We start from the raw sequence: 18,131 nt of genomic DNA on the forward strand, positions 1-18,131 counted from the left end.
GCGCGCAAGCGGCGGACCCATCGCGGAGAGCCACTCCATGCAACGCTCCCTGACCGCACCGTCGCGCCAGCACAACGAGGCGATCCAGTTCCGGATCATCCTGGCGGCGACCTACCCGTTCTTCCTCGCCGCTGCCCTGGCGCAGCGGGTGCTCCCCGGGCGCGCCCAAGCGCGCCGCGGCCTGCCCGTGATGCGCCGCTCGGTCTTCGGCGAGGCCAAGGCCATGGCGGTCTCGGCGATCCCCTTCGCCTTCATGGGCTGAGGCCCGGATCGACCCTTTCGGCTGCCGGCCCCCGTCGCCGGCCCGTGCTCGAACCTTCCGTGCGGTGTCACGGGGGATCCTGCGCCGCGATGTCATCGAGTTGCGGCGTCACCCGCCCCGTCCCTCCGAGGACGTGGGCCTAACCAGCGGAGGTTATCGATGGCCAACGGAGTGACCGAAAGACCGAGCAGCCTGTCGGGGCTGACGGAGCCGGAAGCCAAGGAGTTCCACGCGATCTTCCTGACGAGCTTCATCATCTTCACGGCGATCGCCGTGGTCGCCCACATCCTCGTTTGGATGTGGCGCCCCTGGCTTCCCGGACCGAAGGGCTACGCCATGCTCGACGGCGTGCAGCAGGCCGCCCACGGCCTCGTCTCGATGATCAGCTGAGGAGGATCGCATGCACAAGGTTTGGCTTCTGTTCGATCCGCGCCGCACGCTGGTGGCGCTCTTCACCTTCCTGTTCATCCTGGCGCTGCTGATCCACTTCATCCTGCTCAGCACCGACCGGTTCAACTGGCTGGAAGGCCCGAAGGACGCCAAGGCGGCCGCCGCCCATAGCCTCGTCCTCCCGTCGATGCCGGGCTGACGCGCGAACAACCCGCCGCGGGCCGGTCTCGACCCGCCCGCGGCATTCCCTCTCCGACCCCCCGGGAGGAACCGGCCCATGGCGATGCTGAGTTTCGAGCGAAAATACCGGGTCCGCGGCGGCACCTTGCTGGGCGGCGACCTGTTCGACTTCTGGCTGGGGCCGTTCTACGTCGGCTTCTTCGGGGTCACGACCTTGTTCTTCTCGGTGCTCGGCACCGCGCTGGTGGTCTACGGCGCGGCCATCGGCCCGACCTGGAACATCTGGCAGATCAACATCGCCCCGCCGGACCTGAAATACGGTCTCGCGCTGGCGCCGCTGAAGGAAGGCGGCCTGTGGCAGATCATCACCTTCTGCGCGGTCGGGGCGTTCTCGTCCTGGGCTCTGCGCGAGGTCGAGATCTGCCGCAAGCTCGGCATCGGCTACCATGTGCCGTTCGCCTTCGCGGTGGCGATCTTCGCCTACGTGACGCTGGTGGTGATCCGCCCGTTCCTGATGGGCGCCTGGGGCTACGGCTTCCCCTACGGCATCCTCAGTCACCTCGATTGGGTGTCGAACACCGGATACCAGTATCTGCACTTCCACTATAACCCGGCGCACATGCTCGCGGTGAGCTTCTTCTTCACCACGACCTTCGCGCTGGCCCTGCACGGCTCTCTGATCCTGTCCTCGACGAACCCGCCGAAAGGCGAGACCGTCAAGACGCCGGAGCACGAGGACACCTACTTCCGCGACACGATCGGCTACTCGATCGGCACGCTCGGCATCCACCGGCTCGGCCTGTTCCTGGCGCTCTCGGCGGGCTTCTGGAGCGCGGTCTGCATCGTCATCAGCGGGCCGTTCTGGACGCAAGGGTGGCCCGAGTGGTGGGGCTGGTGGCTCAACCTGCCGATCTGGCGCTGACCCGACACCGACAACCCGCGGCCGGCGACTCCGCCGGCCGTCCCATCCGGAACGATCGATCGACGGGCACGAGGGTCAACCTCGGGCGACCGTAGGTCCAGGGAGGGAGAACCCGTGGCCTACTACCAGAACATCTTCACCGCGGTGCAGGTGCGCCCGCGCGAGCCGGAGAGCGGCATCCCGGTGGCGGTCGACAACCGCGTCGGCCGGCCGTTCAACAGCTACCTGTTCGGGCTCATCGGCAATTCGCAGGTCGGGCCGATCTACGGCGGCTATCTCGGGGCGCTGTCGCTGACCTGCGGCCTGATCGCCTTCGAGATCATCGGCCTCAACATGCTGGCCTCCGTAAACTGGGACCCGATTCAGTTCGTGCGCCAGCTCCCGTGGCTGGCGCTGGAGCCGCCTCTGCCGAAATACGGCCTCAAGGTGCTGCCGCCGCTCGCCGAAGGCGGATGGTGGCTGATCGCCGGCTTCTTCCTCACCGCCTCGATCCTGCTGTGGTGGGTGCGCATGTACCGCCGCGCCAAGGCGCTGGGGCTCGGCTCGCACACCGCCTGGGCCTTCGCGGCGGCGATCTGGCTCTACCTCGTGCTCGGCTTCATCCGCCCGCTGATGATGGGATCGTGGAGCGAGGCGGTGCCCTTCGGCATCTTCCCGCATCTCGATTGGACCGCCGCGTTCTCGCTGCGCTACGGCAACCTGTTCTACAACCCGTTCCACATGCTCTCGATCACGTTCCTCTACGGATCGACGCTGCTGTTTGCCATGCACGGCGCCACCATCCTGGCGACCAGCCGCTACGGCGCGGAGCGTGAGATCGACCAGATCGTCGATCGCGGCACGGCGACGGAACGCGCCGCCCTGTTCTGGCGCTGGACCATGGGCTTCAACGCCACGATGGAATCGATCCACCGCTGGGCGTGGTGGTTCGCGGTGCTCACCACGATCACCGGTGGCATTGGCATCCTGCTCACCGGCACGGTCGTCGACAACTGGTATCTCTGGGCGGTCAAGCACGGCGTGGCGCCGGCCTACCCGCAGGTCTTCGGACCGATCACCGATCCGCTCAGCTCGCCGGGGGGCACGCCATGAAGACCCTGCTCCTCGTCGCCGCTGCGGTCGTCGCCGCCTTCCTCACCATCGCCCAGTTCGGCACCGCCGGCTGGACGAGGCCCCCGATCCTGGCCCAGCAGCACGGCTTCCGCGGCACGGGCATGGATCAGATCCAGACTAAGGCGGGGGCGGCCGCGCTCAAGGCCGCCAACGTCGCCCCCGATCCGGCCGAGCCGGTCGAGCAGGGCACCGAGAAGGCCGGCGCGACCTACCAGAACGTCCAGGTGCTGAAGGACGTCAGCGTCGAGGAATTCAACCGCCTGATGACCTCGATGACCGAGTGGGTCAGCCCTGAGCAGGGCTGCACCTACTGCCACAACACCGAGAACATGGCCGACGACAGCCTTTACCAGAAGAAGGTCGCCCGGCGCATGATCCAGATGGTGCAGCACATCAACACCACCTGGAAGGAGAAGCATGTCGGCGAGGCGGGGGTGAACTGCTACACCTGCCACCGCGGACAGCCGGTGCCGAAGAACATCTGGTTCGAGAATCCGGGCCCGAACCACAAGACCGCGTTCACTCCGCGCAACAACGGGCAGAACATGGCCTCGACCGCGGTCGGCCTCGCCTCGCTGCCGTACAACACCATGAGCGAGTACTTCGGTAAGAAGGACGTCGACAACAACCTGATCCGCGTCAACGCCACGACGGCTCTGCCCGAAAGCAAGGGCAAGCCAATCCAGGAGGCGGAGAAGACTTTTGGCCTGATGATCCACATGTCGTCGGCGCTGGGCGTCAACTGCACCTACTGCCACAACACCCGGGCGATCTCGGACTGGTCGCAGAGCACGCCGCAGCGGACTCTGGCCTGGCACGCGATCCGGATGGTGCGGGACCTCAACGGCGATTACATCGAGCCGCTGACGGCGACCTTCCCGGCCAACCGCCTCGGTCCGACCGGTGACGCGCCCAAGCTGAACTGCGCCACCTGCCACAACGGTCAGAACAAGCCGCTCGCCGGTGCCCACGTGGTCGAGACCTATCCGGAGCTGACCCAGGTGACGGCCGAGGCCGGTGCGGCCCCGGCAAAGGATGGGGAGATTCCGGCCCCGGCGCCCGCTCCGAGCCCGCCCCCGCAATAGCGGGCCCGCGCGCCCCGAACGACCCCGAGAGACCAAGCCGCCGGCCCGAGCGATCGGGCCGGCGGTTTTCTTTTCGGTCGATGCAGAACCGTCCGCCGGAAGTCCGATGCCGCTCCGAGCGCCGTCGGCTAGATACGCTCCCGCCGGTCTCGCCATCTTTCCGAAACCGATCGGTGCGATAAGGCTCGCACGGCGCTCCGCTCGGGCGGCGCGCCGACATCGTTCGCCGTCCGCGCCTTCGCGACTACAGACGCGAAGGCTCCGGCCGGTTCGTCATGGGTCAATACGTGCATGAACCGCCGCGGCCGGCACCGAAGTCCATCGAACCGCATATCCGTGCGGCGATCGACTGATTTTTGCAGCCCCTCAGCTCGAAAAACGCCGGGGTGGTGCACTCACTTCGACAGTAGCTTTGCAGTATCGGCGCGAAATAGGCTGATCGATCGCTTAAATTTGGACACGATTGGCCTTATGAACGCAGGACGGTCGCAGTCTCCGAACGGAGCCGGCCGCGACGGCGGGCGCAGGGCCACCGGAAGTCGGGGGGCGGGGCGGTGAGCAAAGGGCGCGACAGGAACGAGATCGCCGCGGCGCTGGGGCAGTGCAAGGCGGCGTTCATCGGCGTCGCCGTGATGAGCGGCCTCGTCAACATCCTCTACCTCACCGGCTCGTTCTACATGCTCGAGGTCTACGACCGGGTGATCCCGAGCCGGAGCGTGCCGACCCTCGTCGGCCTCAGCGTGCTGGCGCTGGTGCTCTACGGTTTCCAGGGCGTGCTGGAGGCGATCCGCTCGCGCATCCTGGCGCGCATCGGCGCCGCGCTCGACGAATCGTTGAGCGGCCGGGTGTTCGACATCGTCGTGCGCGCCCCCCTCAAGGGCGCGGTGCCGGGCGACGGCCTGCTGCCCCTGCGCGATCTCGACCAGATCCGCTCGTTCCTGTCGGGCACAGGCCCGTCGGCCTTCTTCGACCTGCCCTGGATGCCGATCTATGTCGGCATCTGCTTCCTGTTCCATCCCTATATCGGCATGGCGGCGATCGTCGGCATGGCGATCCTGGCCGGCCTCACCTTCCTCACCGACCGGGCCACCAAGGGGCCGACCCAGGCCGCCACCGGCCATGGCCTGCGCCGCAACGGGCTCGCCGAATCCGGCCGCCGCAACGCGGAGGTGCTCGCCGCCATGGGCATGCAGCAGCGGCTCGCCGCCCGCTGGGCCGTGTCCAACCGCGACTACATGGAATCGCACCAGAGCGTGGCCGATGTCGGCGGCGGCTTCGGTGCCGGCTCCAAGGTGTTTCGCATGGCGCTGCAATCGGGCGTGCTGGCGCTCGGCGCGTGGCTGGTGATCCACGCCGAGGCGACCCCCGGCATCATCATCGCCGGCTCGATCCTCGTCTCCCGCGCGCTGGCCCCGGCCGAACTCGCCATTGCCAACTGGAAGGGCTTTGTCGCCGCCCGCCAGAGCTGGCGGCGCCTGTCCGAGCTGTTCGCCAAGCTGCCCGCCGCTGATCAGCCGCACGCGCTCCCGGCCCCGAGCCAGACGATCACGGTCGAGGGGGTCAGCATCGCCCCGCCGGGCACCGCGCGCATCGTCGTGCAGGACGTCACCTTCACCCTGAAGGCCGGCCAGGGCGTCGGCGTGATCGGGCCCTCCGCCTCCGGCAAGTCCTCGCTGGTGCGCGCCATGGTCGGCGTCTGGCCGCCGGTGCGCGGCAAGGTCCGCATCGACGGCGCGGCGCTGGACCAATGGTCGAGCAACGATCTCGGCGTGCATGTCGGCTTCCTGCCCCAGGAAGTGGAGCTGTTCGCCGGCACGGTCGCCGAGAACATCGCCCGGTTCGAGCCGAACCCGCCATCCGAACTCGTCATCGCGGCGGCCCGCGCCGCGGGCGTCCACGACCTGATCCTGCGCCTGCCCGAGGGCTACGACAGCCGCATCGGCGAGGGCGGGGCCGGGCTCTCCGCCGGCCAGCGCCAGCGCATCGGGCTCGCCCGCGCGCTCTACCGCGACCCGTTCCTCGTGGTGCTCGACGAGCCCAACGCCAACCTCGACAGCGAGGGTGAGAACGCCCTGACCCAGGCGATCCTCGGCGTGCGCCAGCGCGGCGGCGTCTGCGTCGTCGTCGCCCACCGGCCGAGCGCACTCGCCGCCGTCGATCTCATCCTGATGATGGCCGACGGCCGCTCCCAGGCCTTCGGGCCGAAGGACGAGGTGCTGAAGCGCGTGCTGCGCCCGGCCCCCGCCCCGGTGGCGGCCCCGCCCGCCGCGCAAGCCGTCGCCAATGCCCGGCAGGAGAGCGCCTGATGTCCACGAGCCTCGTGCCCCTCACCGGGCTCGCGCCCGCCCTGCCGCGGCCGACCGCCCACGGCTCGATCCGCCGTCACCTCGCCGTGACGGTCGGGCTCGCCGTCGTCCTCGTCTTCGGCATCGGCGGCTGGGCCACCTTCACCCATGTCTCGGCCGCCGTGATCGCGCCGGGCCAGCTCGTGGTCGAGACCGACATCAAGAAGGTGCAGCACCCCACCGGCGGCGTCGTCGGCCAGCTTCTCGTGCGCGAGGGGCAGAAGGTGTCGGCGGGCGACGTACTGATCCGCCTCGACGAGACCCAGACGCGGGCCAACCTCGACATCGTCCTGAAGGCGATGGACGAACTCACCGCGCGGCGCGCCCGCGACGAGGCCGAGCGCGACGGCCACAAGACCATCGCGTTCCCCGACGATCTGGTCTCGCGGATCGACAGCGACCCCTCGGTCGCCCGCCTGATCGACGGCGAATCGCGTCTGTTCGCCTCCCGCGTCGCCGGCCGCGAGGGGCAGAAGGCGCAGCTGCGCGAGCGCATCGATCAGTTGCGCCAAGAGATTTCCGGCCTCACCGAGCAGGCGGCGGCCAAGAATCGCGAGATCGTCCTGATCGGCCAGGAGCTGAAGGGCGTGCGCGAACTCTATTCCAAGAACCTCGTGCCGCTGTCGCGCGTCACCGCGCTGGAGCGCGACGGTGCCCGGATCGAGGGCGAGCGCGGCCAGCTCATCGCCTCGACGGCGTCGGCCCGCGGCAAGATCGCCGAGACCGAGCTGCAGATCTTCCAGATCGATCAGGAGATGCGCACCGAGGTCGGCAAGGATCTCGCCGAAATCCGCGGACGATGGTCGGAGCTTCGCGAGAAGCGCGTCGCGGCCGAAGACCAGCTCAAGCGCATCGACCTGCGCGCACCGCAGGACGGCTACGTCCACCAGCTGACCGTGCACACCATCGGCGGCCTCGTGACGCCGAGTGAGCCGGCCATGCTGATCGTTCCGGCCGCCGACCAGCTCCTCGTCGAGGTGCGGGTGCAGCCGCAGGACATCGACAACGTCCGCGTCGGCCAGAAGGCGAACCTGCGCTTCTCCGCCTTCAACATGCGCACCACGCCGGAGATCGACGGCGTCGTTGTGCGGGTCTCGGCCGACGTGACCACCGACCCGAAGACCGGGATGAGCTTCTATACGGCGCGCATCCGCATCGCCGACGACGAGAAGAACCATCTCAACGGCCTGCGCCTCGTACCCGGCATGCCGGTCGAATCCTACACCCAGATCGGCGAGCGCTCGGTGCTGTCCTATCTGGTAAAGCCGCTGACCGATCAGCTGGCGAAGGCGTGGCGCGAGCGCTAAGGCGAGCAACGTTCCGGGGTCGATAGGACATTGCATATCACTCCGCCGTCATTCCGGAGCCGCGAAGCGGAATCCGGAATCCACCCGTGATGCGCCGCTACATCAACCGTCGCGGCCCGTCGTGGATTCCGGGTTCGCCTGCGGCGCCCCGGAATGACGGCCGAGGGTGATCGAAGACCGATCCGCGTCGCGGCATGATCGGAAGCCCGAGATCGCCGAGCCGCGACACCTTGCCTGCGAAGCCCGTTGTCTGGTAAGGCGGCGGCCTTCCCGCGATGTCATGAACCGCCATCGCCGGAGTGCCGTCCGCGGCGCTCCGTTCCGAGAAACTCTTTCCGACAACAGGCGGCCGGTCTCGATCCGCGCCGACGTGAGACCGATGAAGATTCGCAACTCCCTCAAGTCCCTGCGCGGCCGTCACCGCGACAACCAGCTCGTCCGCCGCAAGGGTCGGGTCTACGTCATCAACAAGACCCAGAAGCGCTTCAAGGCCCGCCAGGGCTAAAAGCCTTCCACGTCGGCGCCCGAACAAGGCGCGGCGTGCGGGCGCGTTGACGCCCCCTGTGACCGGGTGGATGTTGGGCCTATGCCCGTCCGCCCGCTCCCGATCCTCATCGTCTTCCTCGCGCTGGCGGGGACGAGTGCCATCGCCGCCCCGGCGCCCGAGCCGGGCGGGCGCGAGCAGCCGGACAAGGAGCGCAAGGCGCCTCCGCCGGTCAGCCTCGACGATCTCTACAAGCGGCTCAAGGAATCGGACGACGAGGCCGAATCGAAGGCCGTCGCCACCCTGATCGAGCGCCGCCTCGGCCGCTCCGGCAGCGCCACCGCCGACCTCCTCTCCGACCGCGCCCGCCAAGCCATGGCCGGCAACGAGCTGCCGCTCGCCGTCGAGCTGATGGACCGGGCCGTCGCCCTGGAGCCGAACTGGGCCGAGGGCTGGAGCCGGCGCGCCACGCTGTTCTTCCGCCTGTCCGATTCGCAGACCGCCATCGCCGACCTCCAGCGCGCCCTGGTGCTGGAGCCGCGCCACTTCGAGGCCTGGGCGGCGCTGGGCAAGCTCTACCTCGCCGCCGACGACAAGGGCCGCGCCCTCGACGCCTTCCGCCGGGCGGAGGCGCTCTATCCGCGCTGGGACATCCTGAAGAAGGCGATCGACCGGCTGAGACCCGACGTGGACGGCCGCGACCTCTGACGCGCCCCGTGTCCGACATCTTCCGCTTCGCGGCCGTCTTCCTCGCGCTCGCCGCCGGGCTGATTTTTTTGGTCCTTGGGGCCGCTGCGGCGGCGACCGTGCTGATCGCCGCGCGGGTCGAGGCTCGCTACCCGCCGGCCTCGAACGAAGTCGCCGTCACCGGCGGGATGCTCACCTATCTCGATGACGGGCCGCGGCAGGGCGCGCAGGGCACCGTCGTGCTGCTGCACGGGGCCTCGGCCAACGCCTACGATCCGATGGAAGGGGTCGGGCGCCGCCTCGCCGCGGCCGGCTTCCGCGTCGTCTCGTTCGACCGGCCGGGCTACGGCAACAGCGACCGGCTCGCCGACGGGGAGGCCGCGACGCCGGCCTTCCAGGCGCGGGCGATCGGTGAGGCGATCGACCGGCTCGGGCTCGGGCCGGCGATCCTCATGGGCCATTCGTGGTCGGGCGCGCTGGCGCTCCGTATGGCGCTCGACCGGCCGGAGCAGGCGGCGGGCCTCGTCCTGCTGGCGCCCGTGGCGATGCCGTTCCCGCCGACCGCACTGCCGTGGTGGGCCGGCCTTGCGCTGAAGCCGTCGGTGACGTGGCTGCTGACCCGGACCGTCGCGGTGCCGCTCGGGATGTATTACCTCCCCGGAATCGCCAAGAGCGTGTTTCGGCCCGAGCCGCCGGTGGAGGATTACGTCGAGAAGAGTCGCGCGCTGCTGATCCTGCGGCCGGGCGCGGCGCTCGCCAACATCCAGGACCTCGCCGGCCTGCCCGCGGCTTTGGCCGAGCAGGCGCCGCGCTACGGTTCGCTTCGGGTGCCGACCGTGATCGTGTCGGGGGTGGGCGATCCGGTCGTGGTGACCGAGAAACAGGCTGAGCCGCTGAGCCGGGCCGTGCCGGAGGCCCGCCTCGTCACCCTGCCGGGCGCGGGCCACATGATCACCTACACCGCCCCCGAGGCCATCGTGCGGGAGACGGAAAGCCTGCTCGCCCGGATGCCCGGACGTTCGTGAGCCGGGCCCCGCGCGGAACGCGGGGCCCGGACCGTTAGGCCTGCTCGGCGTGCTCGCGGGTCACGAAGGCGATGCGGACCATGTTGGTAGCGCCCGGAATGCCGAAGGGCACGCCGGCCACCACGATGACCCGGTCGCCGAGTTCGGCGAAGCGCTCGCGCACGGCGAACTTCGCCGCGCGGAAGGCCATATCGTCGATGTCGCTGGCGTCCTTCGTGACGATCGGGTGCGTGCCCCACACCATGGTGAGGCGACGCGCGGTCTCACGCTTGGGCGTCAGGGCGATCACGCTGGCGTTCGGCCGCGAGCGGGCGAGGCGCTGCACCGTCGAGCCCGAATGGGTCCAGGCCATGATGGCGCGAAGGTCCAGGGCCTCGACGATCTGGTGGGCGGCGGCCGCGATGGCGTCGGAGGCGGTGGCCTCCGGGCCGGTGCGCTGCGCCGTCAGGATCGACCAGTAGAGCGCGTCGCGCTCCACCTGCTCGGCGATGCGGCTCATCGTGGAGATGGCCTCGACCGGGAAGGCGCCCGCGGCGCTCTCGGCCGAAAGCATCACGGCGTCCGCCCCCTCGTAGACGGCGGTGGCGACGTCCGAGACCTCGGCGCGGGTCGGCACCGGCGCGGTGATCATCGATTCGAGCATCTGCGTCGCGACGACGACGGGCTTGCCGAGCCTACGGGCGCCGCGGGTGATGCGCTTCTGCACGCCGGGCACCTGCTCCAGCGGCATCTCCACGCCGAGATCACCGCGGGCCACCATGATGCCGTCGGAGATCTCGATGATCTCGTCGAGGCGGGTGAGCGCCTGCGGCTTCTCGATCTTGGCCATCACCAGGGCGCGGCCGGCGGCGACCTTCTTCACCTCGGCCACGTCCTCGGGGCGCTGCACGAAGGAGACGGCGATCCAGTCGGCGCCCGCGGCGAGGCCGGCATCGAGGTCGGCGCGGTCCTTCTCGGTCATCGCCGGCAGCGGCACCACGGTGTGGGGCAGCGACACGCCCTTACGGTTCGAGATGCGCCCGCCGACTTCGACGCGAGTGACCGCGCGGCCCTCGCTCACCTCGGTCACGACCAGGCGCAGCTTGCCGTCGTCGATCAGGATCGCGTGCTGCGGCTCCAGCGCCGAGAGGATCTCGGGATGGGGCAGGTAGCAGCGATGCACGTCGCCCGGCGTCGGGTCCGAATCGAGCACGAAGCTCTGGCCGTTCTCCAGCTCGGCGGCGGTATCGACGAACGTGCCGAGCCGCAGCTTCGGCCCTTGCAGATCGACCAGGATGCCGATCGGACGCTTGGCCTCCCGCTCGATCGTGCGGATCACCTCGATGCGCTCAGGTAGCTTGGCGCGGTCGAGATGGCTCATGTTGATGCGGAATACGTCCGCGCCGGCCTGGAACAGCTTGGCGATCATCTCCGGCGATTCCGATGCCGGGCCCAGGGTTGCGACGATCTTGGTGCGGCGCGAGCGCTTCAATCCAGCCTCCATGACCCGCTGGACCCGCCGAATCGCGGGAGCGCGAGGGCGGGAACGGCCCGGATGACGCGCGACGGATCGGGAGGTCGGCGGCCGGACGGGGGCTTGCCGGGCCAGAAGCATCCCTGCGCCGCGTAGGTCAAGCGCAGCGCTCCGGGCAGCGGCGGACCCACTGCCCGCGCAGGTTTCATGGAAGGGGGACGCGAAAGACGGCTCCACGACTGCAAGCGGCGGCTGCGTGTTGCTCCGTTGCCATAGGCAGCTTGACCATTGTGCTGCTACGTTCGCTCACGAATTCAGCAGTTCCAGGCGGTCCTTCCCGTGATCAGATCCCTCCTCCTCGGCGGCGCAGCCGCGCTCGCTTCCACCGCGGCTCTGGCCGCCGACCTGCCGCGCCGCGTCGCTCCGGCGCCGGTCTTCACCCCTGTCCCGGTCTTCACCTGGACGGGCTTCTACGCCGGCCTGCACACCGGCTACGCCTTCACCGACAACCCGAACATCCGCACCACCGGCCTCTCGGCGGTGACGCAGGCGAACGTCGACGCCAACTTCCGCCCCGCCTCGCTCAAGAGCGAAGTCGACGGCTTCTCGAAGATCGGCGGCGGCATGGGCTATAACCTGCAGTTCACGCCGGGCTCGGGCTTCGTCGTCGGTGCGGCCTTCGACATCACCTGGACCGACCTGCACAAGAACACCGGCTTCGGCGGCGCCTTCAACCCGGCCCAGGCCGGCTCGAACGCCAGCGTCTACACGCAGAACCTCGACTACCTCGGCACCGTCAACGGCAAGCTCGGCTACGCCTTCGACCGGTTCCTCGTCTACGGGACCGGCGGTCTCGCCTTCGGTCAGGTCGCCTACGGCGCTCAGCTGTTCGGCACCCCGGCCAACGGCCTGCCGCTGCAGTTCCTCGGCGGCTATGACAAGCAGTTCGAGACCGGCTACAACTATGGCGGCGGCATCGAGTACGCGATCCCGACCGACTCGTTCCTGAACACCTTCGCCTTCGGCAAGCTGCTCGGCATCAAGTCGGACGTGACGATCAAGGCCGAGTACATCCGCTACGATCTCGGCAGCCGCACCATCGCCGTCCTCAACCCGGCCGGCACCAACGGCTACGCCGCCCGCTTCGGCACCGAGGGCAGCCTGATCCGCGCCGGCTTCAACTACAAGTTCAGCGCCTACTGATCGGATTTCGCCTCACCGGCGAGACGGAGCGGGCGCCCTTCGGGGCGCCCGTTTTCGTTTGAGCGTCGCCTTGGGGGGTCGGCTTCTCCCATCAGACCCCCTCATCCTGAGGTGCGGAGCGAAGCGGAGCCCCGAAGGAGGGCTCCGAGGATCGCGCGCGAGCTGGAACTCTCCTTCAAGGCAGCCGCTCAGCACCTCAGGATGAGGGGGTCTGATGGGACGACGGGCGCCCGGCGCCGCGCTCAATCCTTCTTCTTGCCCTTCTTCTTCTCGGGCTCCTTCCGCTCCTTCTTGGCCGCCGCCTTCGCCTCCTTCCGGTCCGCCTTCGAGGCGGCGGGCGCGTCGTGATCGACGCCGTCCCAGACCGCCGCGAACGGGCGGCTGCCGAATGCGCGAGGCGGGACGGGGGCGGCGGGCTCCGGCGGGACCGATTCGCCCCGGCGCAGGGGCGCCTCGCCCGCGGCGAGCGCCGCGAGGCGGCGGCGGAGCCAGCCGGGGGTAGCCTGCTTCAGCGTCGGGTGGTGCGGGTCGAGGCGGGCCACCACCGCCTTCACCTCGGCATCGGTCATGCCGTCGGCGATCAGGGCGAAGGCCTCCGTCCCGATCACGTCGCGGATGTTGCGCAGGGCGTGCGCCTTGAGGCCGCGCGCCTTGAGCTGGCGCACGACGAGGGCGCGGGCGGCCTTCGGGATCTCGGCGCGGATGTCGGGAAAGGCCTCGGGCGCGGCGGCCATCGCCTGCAGCACCGCGTATCCATCGACATCAAGGGCCATGGAGGATGTCCTTCACTTCCGCGACGAGGGGGATCAGCACGTTCGGCACGTGCGCGCCGTACTTGGCCGAGAAGGTCGGCGGGGCGCCGCCGACCGGGACGAGCGCATCGGCGAGCGCCGCCGCCTGGGGGATGCGGGTGTCGAGCAGGTGGAAGCCGGCATCCGCCGCGCCGGCCTCGGCGATGAGGCGGGCCAACGTCTGCTGGTGCTGGCGCACCTGCGCCTGATAGCGGGTGACGAGCACGTAGGGCGCGCTGCGGGGCGCGATATGCCCGTCCTTGCGCCCGCTGCGCCGCCAGATCGTCTCGACGAAGGCGTTGAGGCCGTAGGTCGAGAGGAAATCGGGGATCGAGGTGACGAGCACGAGGTCGGCGGTCCGCACCGCGACCTCGGTCATCGGCGAGATGCCCGGCGCGCAATCGAAGAAGACGTAATCGTAATCCAGCGCCAGCGGCGCGAACTCGTCCTGAAAGAGGGTCCAAAGCCGGCCCTCGATGTCGCTCATCGAGAACTTCCGCTCGGTCAGCTCGTAGAGGATCTCGCGCTCGACGAGGCGCAGATGCGGGCCCGACGGCAGCAGCGAGAGTTCGAGCGGCCGGTTCTTGTGCGTGGTCAGACTGACGCCGGGCTGAATGCGGGCGCGCAGGTCCGGCTTGTGGCGGGTGATGAGCTTGAGGGCGAGGTAGGCCTCCAGCGTTCGGCCGCGGGAGATCATCTGCGCCAGAAGGTCGTCGCCCGCGAGGCAGACCGAGACCGAGGCCTGCGGATCGAGATCGACCACGAGCACCCGCGCCCCGTCGGCGGCGAGCGCCTCGGCCAGCATGACGACCGTCGTCGTCTTGCCAACACCGCCCTTCATGTTGGCGACCGCGATCAGCTTGCCGCTCAACGGGTGTCCTCCTCAGGTCTCACGCTCAACTCTCTCGGCACCGACATCGGCGCGAAGCGAGACAGACTTATGTCAGGCTTCGCCTTTCCCCCGCGATGCGGACGCGCGAGCCTGCCGGGACAATCCACAGGGCATGAAACGGAGCCGTTCACGTCCGCGCGGGCGCCGGAACAAGCGGGGCCGGCACCGATTGGTGCGTTGCCTGATCGACGATGGAGACCTGAGCCTGTGATCTTTCCGACCACCACCGCCTTCTATGCCGGCCTGCTGGGCCTGATCTATGCCGGCCTCTCGGCCTGGGTGATCGGCGGGCGGCTGACCGGCAACGTGCTGTTCGGCGACGGCGGTCAGGACGCGTTGCAGCGGCGCATCCGCTCGCACGCCAATTTCGGCGAGTTCGTGCCGTTCACGCTCCTGCTGATCGCACTCTACGAGGCCGGCGGCGGCGCGCATGGCTGGGTTCAGGGCTTGCTGATCGTGCTGGTGATCGCCCGCATCCTGCACCCGATCGGCATGTTCGCCGGCACCAACACCCCGCGCCAGTTCGCCTGCCGTGGCGGCGGCATCATCGCGACGATCGCCGTCATGGCGGTCACGGCGATTCTGTTGTTGCTGCGCGCCGGCTGAAGTTCTGGATGGTCTCGGCTCTGTCATCCGCTTCTGCTTGATAGGGAGACGGAGAGCCGGGCGACAGGTCTTGAAAGTGAGACGCGAAACTCGGCGCCGGGGCGCGGCGGAACGATGGGCGCGGCTCGCCGCGCTCGCGGCCTGTCTCGCCGCCGGTCCGGCCGCGTCTCAGGAGTTTTTGCTACCGCTCACGGGTGCCGGCGGCGATCCGCAGACCGCGGTGGCGCAGTCGCGCACCTCGGATCATGTCTCGGTCACCAACAAGGGCTCGATCGAATCCGCGCTCGGCCCGAACGGCGACCCGTTCGGCCTGCGGGCTTATTTGGCCCGGCGCGGCATCACCTATGTGCTCACCTATATCGGCGAAGGCCTCGCCGACGTGTCCGGCGGCCTCAGGCGCGGCGCGACCTATGGGGGCCGTCTGGACGCCGGGCTCGACATCGATCTCGACCGCTTCATGGGCTGGGAGGGCGCGCGGTTTCACACCGACTTCTTTCAGATCCACGGCCACGGGATGTCGCGCTCGTTCGTGAACAACCTCACGACGGTGAGCGGCATCGAGGCACTGCCCTCCACGCGACTGTTCGAATTGTGGGTCGAACAGAGCTTCTTCGGCGAAAAGCTCTCGATCAAGGTCGGGCAGGTCTCGGCGGACACCGAGTTCGCCATCGCCCAGTCGGGTGTGGTGTTCCTCAACGCCGGCTTCGGCTGGCCCAATGTCGGCGCCGTGGTGATGCCGAGCGGCGGGCCGATCTACCCGCTGGCCACGCCCGCGATCCGGGTGAAATACGTGCCGACCGACGCCCTGTCGTTCCAGGCCGCGATCTTCAACGGCGACCCGGCCGGCACGCCGCGCTTCGACGACGGCACCGATCCGCAGCGGCGCAACCGCACTGGCACGGATTTCCGCGTCAGCGATCCGGCCCTGCTGATCGGCGAGGCCGCCTACGCCTACCCCTCGCTGCCCGGCACCGCGGGGCTGCCCGGCACGGCGACGCTCGGCGCTTGGCACCATTTCGGCCGGTTCGACAGCCCGCGGCTCGACAGCGTCGGCGGGCGGCTCCTGGCCGATCCGGAGGCCAGCGGCATCGCCCGGCGCTTCCGCGGCGACAGCGGCGTCTACGCCATCCTCGACCAGACGCTCTACAACGAGCCCGGCGCGCCGGGGGAGGGCGCCTCGGCCTTCGTCCGCCTCTCGGCGGTGCCCGGCGACCGCAACCTCATCGACCTCTACGTGGATGCCGGCATCGCCTACAAGGGCTTGATTCCGGGCCGCCCCAACGACACCGCGGGCCTCGGGGTGATCCATTCGCGCATCGCGCCCGCCGCACGCGGCTTCGACCGGGACGCCATCATTCTGGGCACCGGAACGGGCCCGATCCGCAGCAGCGAGACGGTGATCGAGGCGACCTATCAGGCCGAGATCGTGCCGGGCTTCACGCTCCAGCCGGACCTGCAATACGTCATGCGCCCCGGCGGCGGGTTGCCGGATGCGGGCGGACGGCGCATCCGCAATGCGACGGTCATCGGGCTTCGAGCGACGGTGAACTATTGAGGCGCCGTTTCACCGGCTGCTCCTAACCCATCCCCCTCCTTCGAAGCTCCGCTTCGCGGAGCACCTCAGGATGAGGTAGTTGGGTGGGAGGCTGCTTGTGAAAAACTACTCGGCCACCGCGAACATCTCGTCGAACGAATACCCCGAACCCCGCACGGTGCGGATCGGGTCGCTCTGGCGGGGGCGGTTGATGGCCTTGCGCAGGCGGCCGACATGGACGTCGACGGTGCGCTCGTCGATGTAGACGTCGTGGCCCCACACGCCGTCGAGGAGCTGCTCGCGGGAGAAGACGCGGCCGGGGCTCTGCATCAGGTATTCGAGCAGCTTGAATTCGGTCGGCCCGAGATGGATCTCGCGGCCCTGGCGGCGGATGCGGTGGCTCACCCGGTCGAGTTCGATGTCGCCCGCGGTCAGCATGTCGGCGACGTGGGCGGGCTTGGACCGGCGCAGGAGCGAACGCACGCGGGCGAGCAACTCCGGCACCGAAAACGGCTTGACCACGTAATCGTCGGCGCCCGTCGAGAGGCCGCGCACCCGGTCGGCCTCCTCGCCGCGGGCAGTGAGCATGATGACCGGCAGCCGTTCGGTCTCGCGGCGGGCTCGGATGCGGCGGCACAGCTCGATCCCGGACAGGCCCGGCACCATCCAGTCGAGCAGGACGAGGTCGGGGGTGGTCTCGTGCAGGCGGAGATCCGCCTCGTCGCCGCGGATCGCCACGTCCACCACGAAGCCCTCGGCTTCGAGGTTGTAGCGCAGCAGCGTGGTCAGCGATTCCTCGTCCTCGACGATCAGGATGCGCGCGCTCGTCATCGGACGTTGTCCCATTCGCATTGTTTGCCAGGGGCCTCCGCGTTCACCGCAACGGTGACCGAGGCGCGCGCGGGAATCCAGTCCCGGCGATCGGACAGTCCCGGCAAACAGCGTCTCACGTCGGCCTTCGCGCGATCCGAGACACGGGGAGCGCGAAGACCATGCAGGTTGCGTCTACTTAAATGGCTCAGGCGCCCGGCTGAACGGTGGCGTAGTTCGAGGCGTCGTTCTTCGGGCGCTCGCCCGTCGGCACTTCGCCGGTGGCGAGATACTGGATCGTCTCGGCGACGTTGGTAGTGTGGTCGCCGATGCGCTCGACGTTCTTGGCGCAGAACAGCAGGTGCGTGCAGAACGAGATGTTGCGCGGGTCCTCCATCATGTACGTCAGGAGTTCGCGGAACAACGAGTTGTAGAGCGCGTCGATGGCCCCGTCGCGCTCCCAGACGTCGTGGGCGGCGGCCGTGTCGCGGCTGGCATAGGCGTCGAGCACGTCCTTGAGCTGCTCCTGCACGAGGTCGCTCATGTGCTGCACGCCGAGCACGATCTTCTGCGGCTGGGCCTGATCGCTGATCGCGACGACGCGCTTGGCGATGTTCTTCGCCAGATCGCCGATCCGTTCGAGGTCGCCCGCGACGCGGATGCCCGAGATGGTCTCGCGCAGGTCGATGGCGAGCGGCTGGCGCCGGGCGATGAGCAGCACCGAGCGCTCCTCGATCTCGCGCTGGAGCGTGTCGAGACGCTTGTCGGCGACGATCACGGCCTGGGCGAGCGTGGTGTCGCGGCGTACCAGCGCCTCGGTGGCCTCGGCCAGCATCTTCTCCGCGACGCCGCCCATCTCGGCGATGGAGCGGCGCAGGTTCTCGAGGTCGTTGTCGTAGGACGAGACGATATGTTCGGGCATCTTCGGACTCTCCGGTCGGGCGTCGCCACCCGTCGCCTAGAGCATCGTCCCGAAAGGTGGTCGCCGGCTTTCGGAAGAAGACGATGCGGCACAATAACCTAGAGCATCGTCCTGGATCCG

19 protein-coding genes are annotated in these 18,131 nt (G+C 69.1%); 14 read left to right on the forward strand and 5 right to left on the reverse strand.

Annotated features, from left to right (window positions below; translation table 11 throughout):
• The first annotated feature begins 37 nt into the window (after nucleotides 1-37).
• The 11 genes from ASG52_RS11285 (at nucleotide 38) to ASG52_RS11335 (ending at nucleotide 9,800) form a co-directional block, all read left to right on the forward strand.
• Nucleotides 38-262 carry a hypothetical protein gene (locus tag ASG52_RS11285; RefSeq protein WP_056242945.1) on the forward strand — a complete coding sequence of 75 codons (225 nt, stop codon included), beginning with the start codon at nucleotides 38-40 and terminating at the stop codon, nucleotides 260-262.
• Between the two features lie 159 nt (nucleotides 263-421).
• Nucleotides 422-652, forward strand: a complete 231-nt coding sequence (pufB, locus tag ASG52_RS11290) for a light-harvesting antenna LH1, beta subunit (RefSeq protein ID WP_056242947.1) — start codon at nucleotides 422-424, stop codon at nucleotides 650-652.
• Between the two features lie 10 nt (nucleotides 653-662).
• Nucleotides 663-851, forward strand: a complete 189-nt coding sequence (gene pufA, locus ASG52_RS11295) for a light-harvesting antenna LH1, alpha subunit (protein ID WP_056242949.1) — start codon at nucleotides 663-665, stop codon at nucleotides 849-851.
• 78 nt (nucleotides 852-929) lie between these two features.
• Nucleotides 930-1,754: a photosynthetic reaction center subunit L gene (gene pufL, locus ASG52_RS11300; RefSeq protein ID WP_056242951.1), complete on the forward strand. Its 825-nt coding sequence runs from the start codon at nucleotides 930-932 to the stop codon at nucleotides 1,752-1,754.
• Nucleotides 1,755-1,868: 114 nt separating this feature from the next.
• On the forward strand, nucleotides 1,869-2,846 hold the full coding sequence (gene pufM / locus ASG52_RS11305; RefSeq protein WP_056242953.1) for a photosynthetic reaction center subunit M: 978 nt from the start codon (nucleotides 1,869-1,871) through the stop codon (nucleotides 2,844-2,846).
• The gene (gene pufC / locus ASG52_RS11310) at nucleotides 2,843-3,952 is read left to right on the forward strand and encodes a photosynthetic reaction center cytochrome PufC (RefSeq protein WP_056242955.1); all 1,110 of its coding nucleotides are present in this window, start codon (nucleotides 2,843-2,845) and stop codon (nucleotides 3,950-3,952) included. Before pufM ends, pufC begins: the two co-directional genes overlap by 4 nt.
• 554 nt (nucleotides 3,953-4,506) lie before the next feature.
• Nucleotides 4,507-6,258: a type I secretion system permease/ATPase gene (locus ASG52_RS11315; RefSeq protein ID WP_056242957.1), complete on the forward strand. Its 1,752-nt coding sequence runs from the start codon at nucleotides 4,507-4,509 to the stop codon at nucleotides 6,256-6,258.
• A complete protein-coding gene (locus ASG52_RS11320) occupies nucleotides 6,258-7,604 on the forward strand; it encodes an HlyD family type I secretion periplasmic adaptor subunit (RefSeq protein WP_056242959.1) in 1,347 nt (448 codons plus the stop codon). Before ASG52_RS11315 ends, ASG52_RS11320 begins: the two co-directional genes overlap by 1 nt.
• A gap of 379 nt (nucleotides 7,605-7,983) precedes the next feature.
• Nucleotides 7,984-8,109, forward strand: a complete 126-nt coding sequence (ykgO, locus tag ASG52_RS11325; RefSeq protein ID WP_003601867.1) for a type B 50S ribosomal protein L36 — start codon at nucleotides 7,984-7,986, stop codon at nucleotides 8,107-8,109.
• 81 nt (nucleotides 8,110-8,190) lie between these two features.
• Complete coding sequence (locus ASG52_RS11330; protein WP_056242960.1) at nucleotides 8,191-8,796, forward strand: tetratricopeptide repeat protein; 606 nt, start codon at nucleotides 8,191-8,193, stop codon at nucleotides 8,794-8,796.
• A 17-nt stretch (nucleotides 8,797-8,813) separates the two neighbouring features.
• A complete protein-coding gene (locus ASG52_RS11335) occupies nucleotides 8,814-9,800 on the forward strand; it encodes an alpha/beta fold hydrolase (protein WP_502691050.1) in 987 nt (328 codons plus the stop codon).
• Nucleotides 9,801-9,834: 34 nt separating this feature from the next.
• Here ASG52_RS11335 and pyk read toward each other — a convergent pair whose 3' ends face one another.
• Nucleotides 9,835-11,271, reverse strand: a complete 1,437-nt coding sequence (pyk, locus tag ASG52_RS11340) for a pyruvate kinase (protein WP_056242964.1) — start codon at nucleotides 11,269-11,271, stop codon at nucleotides 9,835-9,837.
• A 321-nt stretch (nucleotides 11,272-11,592) separates the two neighbouring features.
• On the opposite strand from pyk, the gene ASG52_RS11345 reads away from it, so the two are divergent.
• Nucleotides 11,593-12,456: an outer membrane protein gene (locus tag ASG52_RS11345; protein WP_056242966.1), complete on the forward strand. Its 864-nt coding sequence runs from the start codon at nucleotides 11,593-11,595 to the stop codon at nucleotides 12,454-12,456.
• Nucleotides 12,457-12,698: 242 nt separating this feature from the next.
• On the opposite strand, the gene ASG52_RS11350 is transcribed toward ASG52_RS11345, so the two are convergent.
• Both ASG52_RS11350 and ASG52_RS11355 read right to left on the reverse strand, forming a co-directional pair.
• Nucleotides 12,699-13,229, reverse strand: a complete 531-nt coding sequence (locus ASG52_RS11350; protein WP_056242968.1) for a hypothetical protein — start codon at nucleotides 13,227-13,229, stop codon at nucleotides 12,699-12,701.
• The gene (locus ASG52_RS11355) at nucleotides 13,219-14,118 is read right to left on the reverse strand and encodes a ParA family protein (RefSeq protein WP_056242970.1); all 900 of its coding nucleotides are present in this window, start codon (nucleotides 14,116-14,118) and stop codon (nucleotides 13,219-13,221) included. The genes ASG52_RS11350 and ASG52_RS11355 overlap by 11 nt, the downstream gene beginning before the upstream one ends.
• A gap of 228 nt (nucleotides 14,119-14,346) precedes the next feature.
• Here ASG52_RS11355 and ASG52_RS11360 point away from each other — a divergent pair, with 228 nt between their 5' ends.
• Both ASG52_RS11360 and ASG52_RS11365 read left to right on the forward strand, forming a co-directional pair.
• Nucleotides 14,347-14,745, forward strand: a complete 399-nt coding sequence (locus ASG52_RS11360; protein WP_056242971.1) for an MAPEG family protein — start codon at nucleotides 14,347-14,349, stop codon at nucleotides 14,743-14,745.
• 76 nt (nucleotides 14,746-14,821) lie between these two features.
• The gene (locus ASG52_RS11365) at nucleotides 14,822-16,300 is read left to right on the forward strand and encodes a carbohydrate porin (protein WP_056243229.1); all 1,479 of its coding nucleotides are present in this window, start codon (nucleotides 14,822-14,824) and stop codon (nucleotides 16,298-16,300) included.
• 105 nt (nucleotides 16,301-16,405) lie between these two features.
• Here ASG52_RS11365 and phoB read toward each other — a convergent pair whose 3' ends face one another.
• Together phoB and phoU are read right to left on the reverse strand one after the other, a co-directional pair.
• A complete protein-coding gene (gene phoB, locus ASG52_RS11370; protein WP_056242973.1) occupies nucleotides 16,406-17,110 on the reverse strand; it encodes a phosphate regulon transcriptional regulator PhoB in 705 nt (234 codons plus the stop codon).
• Nucleotides 17,111-17,297: 187 nt separating this feature from the next.
• Nucleotides 17,298-18,011: a phosphate signaling complex protein PhoU gene (phoU, locus tag ASG52_RS11375; RefSeq protein ID WP_056242975.1), complete on the reverse strand. Its 714-nt coding sequence runs from the start codon at nucleotides 18,009-18,011 to the stop codon at nucleotides 17,298-17,300.
• Between the last annotated feature and the right edge of the window lie 120 nt (nucleotides 18,012-18,131).

The sequence above is a fragment of the Methylobacterium sp. Leaf456 genome (assembly GCF_001425465.1).
Lineage (GTDB): Bacteria > Pseudomonadota > Alphaproteobacteria > Rhizobiales > Beijerinckiaceae > Methylobacterium.

Coding starts and splice junctions, on each gene's coding strand:
- ASG52_RS11285 (WP_056242945.1), top strand. CDS start 38: ATGCAACGCTCCCTGACCGCACCGTCGCGCCAGCACAACGAGGCGATC.
- pufB (WP_056242947.1), top strand. CDS start 422: ATGGCCAACGGAGTGACCGAAAGACCGAGCAGCCTGTCGGGGCTGACG.
- pufA (WP_056242949.1), top strand. CDS start 663: ATGCACAAGGTTTGGCTTCTGTTCGATCCGCGCCGCACGCTGGTGGCG.
- pufL (WP_056242951.1), top strand. CDS start 930: ATGGCGATGCTGAGTTTCGAGCGAAAATACCGGGTCCGCGGCGGCACC.
- pufC (WP_056242955.1), top strand. CDS start 2,843: ATGAAGACCCTGCTCCTCGTCGCCGCTGCGGTCGTCGCCGCCTTCCTC.
- ASG52_RS11320 (WP_056242959.1), top strand. CDS start 6,258: ATGTCCACGAGCCTCGTGCCCCTCACCGGGCTCGCGCCCGCCCTGCCG.
- ykgO (WP_003601867.1), top strand. CDS start 7,984: ATGAAGATTCGCAACTCCCTCAAGTCCCTGCGCGGCCGTCACCGCGAC.
- ASG52_RS11330 (WP_056242960.1), top strand. CDS start 8,191: ATGCCCGTCCGCCCGCTCCCGATCCTCATCGTCTTCCTCGCGCTGGCG.
- ASG52_RS11350 (WP_056242968.1), bottom strand. CDS start 13,229: ATGGCCCTTGATGTCGATGGATACGCGGTGCTGCAGGCGATGGCCGCC.
- phoB (WP_056242973.1), bottom strand. CDS start 17,110: ATGACGAGCGCGCGCATCCTGATCGTCGAGGACGAGGAATCGCTGACC.
- phoU (WP_056242975.1), bottom strand. CDS start 18,011: ATGCCCGAACATATCGTCTCGTCCTACGACAACGACCTCGAGAACCTG.